Source organism: Microbacterium sp. C448 (assembly GCF_000582705.2).
GTDB classification, from domain to species: domain Bacteria; phylum Actinomycetota; class Actinomycetes; order Actinomycetales; family Microbacteriaceae; genus Microbacterium; species Microbacterium lacus_A.
Window position 1 is genome coordinate 1 of record NZ_HG779796.1, and the last position, 4,443, is coordinate 4,443.

The following is a 4,443-nucleotide window of genomic DNA, read 5'->3' on the forward strand; positions in this document are numbered from 1 at the left end:
CGCCACCCGATTCTGACCCGCGCACCTAGCGATCAGTCGGCCACCGGCCGCACCACGACGGGCTCGGGTGCAACCGTCAGGCGCACCGAGTCGTCGTAGGACAGGCGGTCGGCTGCCGAATGCTGGACGCGGACGAGTTCACCCTCGGCCGTCCGCACGAGGGTGCGGCGGAGGCTGCCGAGGAACGTGCTCTCTTGGACGTTCCCGTACACGCCCGAGTCACCAGAGACCGCGAGTCGCACGTTCTCGGGCCGCAGGAACACATCGACGGCTCCGTCTACGACCGATCCCTGCACGGGCAGTCGTTGGCCCCACAGCTCGACCTCCGTACCGTTGACTGTTCCGCGCACGGTGCTCGAGAGCCCGACGAAAGCGGCCACGTAGGGCGTAGCGGGACGCAGGTACAGGTCTTCGGGGGTTCCGACCTGTTCGATCCGTCCGGCGTTCATCACGGCGATCCGGTCCGAGACGGCCAGGGCCTCTTCCTGGTCGTGCGTCACGAACACCGTCGTGGTGCCGAGGCGCAGCTGGATGCGTCGGATTTCGTCGCGCAGCTGCACGCGTACCTTCGCGTCGAGCGCCGAGAGCGGCTCGTCGAGCAGCAGCACGCGGGGTTCGGTGACGAGGGCCCGCGCGAGCGCCACGCGCTGCTGCTGACCGCCGGAGAGCTGGTGCGTGTAGCGCTCGCCGAGGTGACCCAGGCCGACCAGATCGAGCGCGTCCATCGCGCGCGCCTCGGCCGCGACGCGAGCGACACCGCGGCGGCGCAGCCCGAACGCGACGTTCTCGCGGATCCGCAGGTGCGGAAAGAGCGAGTACGCCTGGAACACCATCCCGATGTCGCGCTTGTTGGTCGGCACGCGCGAGACATCCCGATCCCCGAGCAGAACCGAGCCCTCGGTCGCATTCTCGAGTCCCGCCAGAACGCGGAGCGCCGTGGTCTTGCCGCAGCCCGACGGACCGAGCAGCGAGACGAACTCGCCGGGCTTGATGTCGAGGTCGACGCCGTGCAGCACCCGGGTGATGCCGTAGTCCTTCACGACCCCGCGGAACTCGACGCGGGTCCCCTCTCCGGCGTCGGCCAACAGTTGGTTGTCGGATGTGCGGGGCAGGGGGCGGGGGGTGGTGTCGGTCACGATGAGGTCCTTCCCGTGCGGGCTCTGCCCGCGCGGCCGATGAAGAGCAGGAGGAGGAAGGCGAACAGCAGCGCCAGCAGTGTGAAGATCGAGGCCGCGTAGGCATCGATACGGTTCACGACGACGAGCGCGGTCTGCAGCACCTGGCGGTTCAGCAGCGAGGCGATGGTGAATTCGCCCAGCACCACGGCGACCGAGATGAGGGATGCGGCGAGCAGCCCCTGACGCAGGTTCGGCGCCAGGACGCGCAGCACGACCGTCGGCCACGATGCGCCGAGCGAACGGGCGGCCTCGGCGAGCGTCTTCATGTCGACGGCGTCGATCGAGGCCTGGATCGAGTGGTACGCGAACGGCAGCACCGTGATTCCGTAGGCGAAGGCGAGGGTCCACGCTCCCGTGCCGAGGGTGCGTCCGATCTGCAGGTAGATCGGGGTCAGACCGACGACGAGCACGATCGCGGGGATCGAGATGGGCAGCAGCACACCGAACTCGAAAGCCGGCCGCAGCTTCGGGAACCGGAGCGACACCAGAATCATCGTCGGAGCGAGCAGCAGCAGGACGATGAGGACCGTGACGACCGCGAGAATCAGCGAGTTGCCGAGGCCCGTCCAGATCGGCGCATAGAGTCGCGCGTTCTCGGGGTCGAAGAGCGCCGCCCAGTTCGTCAGCGACAGCCCACCGGTGGACTGTCCCTCAACTGAGTTGTCGCGCAGCGTGTAGAGGAACGTCGAGACGAGCGGGATCGCGAACGCGACGCCGACGACGACGCCGATGATCCAGCGCGTCGCTCGTGAGGGGGCGATGCCGCTCATCGTGCCGCTCATGACTGCCACCGCGCGGCGCGACTCTGGACGACGGAGTAGGCCCACATCACGATCCCGACGATCACGATCATGCCGAGCGCGAGCGCGCCGGCGAGGTTCTCGCGACCCAGCACCGTCTCGCTGGTGAGAGCGGTGCGGATGCCGAGGGGCACGATCTGCGAGCCCTGGCTGGCCAGGGCCGCGGCCGTCGCGTACGACGAGAACGCGTTGGCGAACAGCAGCAGCAGGCTCGCGAGAAACGAGGGGGCGAGCACGGGGATTCCGATCGTGGTCCAGAAGCTCAGGCGTGTACCGCCGAGCGTGAGGTTGGCCTCGGCCCACTGCGGTTTGAGGGCCGAGAGGGCCGGCATGAACGTGATGACCATGAGCGGCACCTGGAAGTAGATGTAGGGCAGGATCAGGCCGGGAAGTGCGTAGAGCCACCCTCCGTCGGCGATGTTGATGCCTGTCGCGCTCAGGATGAACTGGGTGACGACGCCCTGGATGCCGATCGTCGCGATGAAGGCGAACGCCAACATGACGCCGCCGAACTGGGCGAGCACACCGGATGCAGCATCCACCGTCGTGCGAACGCCACTGGTTTCGTGCAGGCCGAGCATCGCGTAGCAGACGAGGGCGCCGAGCACGGCGCCGATGACCGCGGTGAGAAGCGATAGCCAGGTCGAGTTCCAGAACGTCTGGAGGATGACGGGATCACCGAGTGCGGCGAGGTTGTCGAACGTGAATGCGCCGTCTGCGTCGAAGAGCCCCGACCCGATCGCGAGGACGGTCGGCAGGGCGAGGAAGATGAGGACGTAGACGGCGAACGGCGTGAGGCCGAGCCAGGCCCAGCTGCGGACGCCCCGCCGCCGGGCCGGAGCGAGAGGCTCCGACCCGGCGACGTTCTTCGACAGCTCGGCGTCCGCCAGACCCGCAGGGCTGGCGATCGCTTCGAGGGAGGTCACTGGACCGCCGAGGCCCACTTCTCGCCGAGCAGGGTGCCCGCGGTCGAGCTCTGCTCTTCGGTCGGAACCACCGTGTCGGCGGGCGCCTCGGGCAGTGCGTCGGCCAGCTCCTGGTCGATTGTGCCGGCCTCGATCATTGCCTCCATGCGAACAGGGCGAGCGCCACCCTTCAGCCACAGGTTCTGGACCTCGTCGCTGTAGAGGAACTCTTGCCACAGGCGCGCGGCGGCCGGGTTGGGGGCGTCGATGTTGATCGCCTGGTTGTAGTAGCCGGCGTATCCGGTGCCGTCGAAGATCACGACCTCCCAGGCGGGGTTGTCGGCCTTGTGCGAGGCGTTGAGGTAATCCCAGTCGAAGACGACCGGGGTCTCGCCGCTCGCGATCGTCGCGGTCGTGACGTCGAGCTTCAGCATGTTGCCCGCGGCGTTCAGCTCGGAGAAGAAATCGATGCCCGGCTGGAAGTCATCCAGCGTGCCGTCGTTCTGCACCGTCGCGAGGCCGACGGCGGCGAAGGCCGCGCCCGCCTGCGTCGGGTCACCGTTGATCGCGACCGAGCCCTTGTAGTCGGAACCCAGCAGGTCGCCGATCTCTTCGGGGGCATCGAACTTCGACGAGTCGTAGCCGACCGACATGTATCCGCCGTAGTCGCCGACGAACAGGCCCGTCGACTCCTTGAGGGCGTCGGGGATGTCGTCCCACGTCTCGACCTTGTAGGGAGCGAAGACGTCGGTGTTCTGCAGGGCGACGGTCAGGCCGATGTCGAAGACGTCGGGCGCGGTGTCGAGGCCCTTGTTCGTCTCGGCAGCGGTGATCTCTTCGGCACTCGAGACATCCGGGGACTGCTCGTTGATCGTGATCTCGGGATACTTCTCGGCGAACAGGTCGAGGATCTCGCCGTAGTTGGCCCAGTCGCGGGGGAGGGCGATGACGTTGAGCTGGCCTTCGGCGATGGCGGCCGCCTCGAGCTCTTCCATCGTGCCGAAGTCGGCGAGGCTGGTCGCCGTGGCCGCGTCGACGCCACTGGCCGACTCGGTGTCGGATCCGGCGCCGCCGGCGCAGGACGACAGCAGCAGGGCGGCGCTGAGGGCAGCGGTTCCTGCGATCAGCACGCGGCGCATACGCCGCGGTGAGATTGATGACATGCGTGTGGGTTCCTCTCGGTGTTCCCGGGCGCTCGGGTAGGGCGCCGAATCGGGGTGACGGAGGAACGCTAGGGAGCGCCGGTTACCACGGGAGCGGTCCCGGGTGAACGGCTGGTGAGAGGTGTGTGGCCGGTCGGCGCTCGCGGGTCTGGCTCGGGGCGTGGCGGCACACCGAGTCCGCCGCTTGTTTACGAGGTCGCCGGTTATTGCCGGCGGCTAAGCAGCGGTCTCGGCGACAAGCGGCAGTCTCGGCGGCGCGGGTTGCCGATGCGCGTGCGGGTTACGGCGCGAGGCGCGTCGGGCCGCGGAAGAGGTAGGTGACCTCGCGGATCGACGATTCGCCGAGCAGCAGCATCAACACGCGCGCGAGGCCCATGCCGAACCCGCCGTGTGGCGG

General features: G+C 68.2%; 5 protein-coding genes. All 5 read right to left on the reverse strand.

What is annotated here, in order from left to right; genetic code table 11:
• Nucleotides 1-32: 32 nt before the first annotated feature.
• Entirely contained in the window at nt 33-1,139 is a 1,107-nt protein-coding gene (locus tag MIC448_RS14560; protein WP_036301357.1) for an ABC transporter ATP-binding protein, read from the reverse strand.
• Nucleotides 1,133-1,948 carry an ABC transporter permease subunit gene (locus tag MIC448_RS14565; protein WP_036301354.1) on the reverse strand — a complete coding sequence of 272 codons (816 nt, stop codon included), beginning with the start codon at nt 1,946-1,948 and terminating at the stop codon, nt 1,133-1,135. The genes MIC448_RS14560 and MIC448_RS14565 overlap by 7 nt, the downstream gene beginning before the upstream one ends.
• Before the next feature lie 8 nt (nt 1,949-1,956).
• Nucleotides 1,957-2,868 carry an ABC transporter permease subunit gene (locus MIC448_RS14570; RefSeq protein ID WP_036301360.1) on the reverse strand — a complete coding sequence of 304 codons (912 nt, stop codon included), beginning with the start codon at nt 2,866-2,868 and terminating at the stop codon, nt 1,957-1,959.
• Nucleotides 2,869-2,900: 32 nt separating this feature from the next.
• Nucleotides 2,901-4,046: an ABC transporter substrate-binding protein gene (locus MIC448_RS14575; RefSeq protein ID WP_051514080.1), complete on the reverse strand. Its 1,146-nt coding sequence runs from the start codon at nt 4,044-4,046 to the stop codon at nt 2,901-2,903.
• A 280-nt stretch (nt 4,047-4,326) separates the two neighbouring features.
• Nucleotides 4,327-4,443 (reverse strand): amino acid--tRNA ligase-related protein (locus MIC448_RS14580; RefSeq protein ID WP_144238066.1); only part of this gene is annotated, 117 nt, incomplete at its 5' end.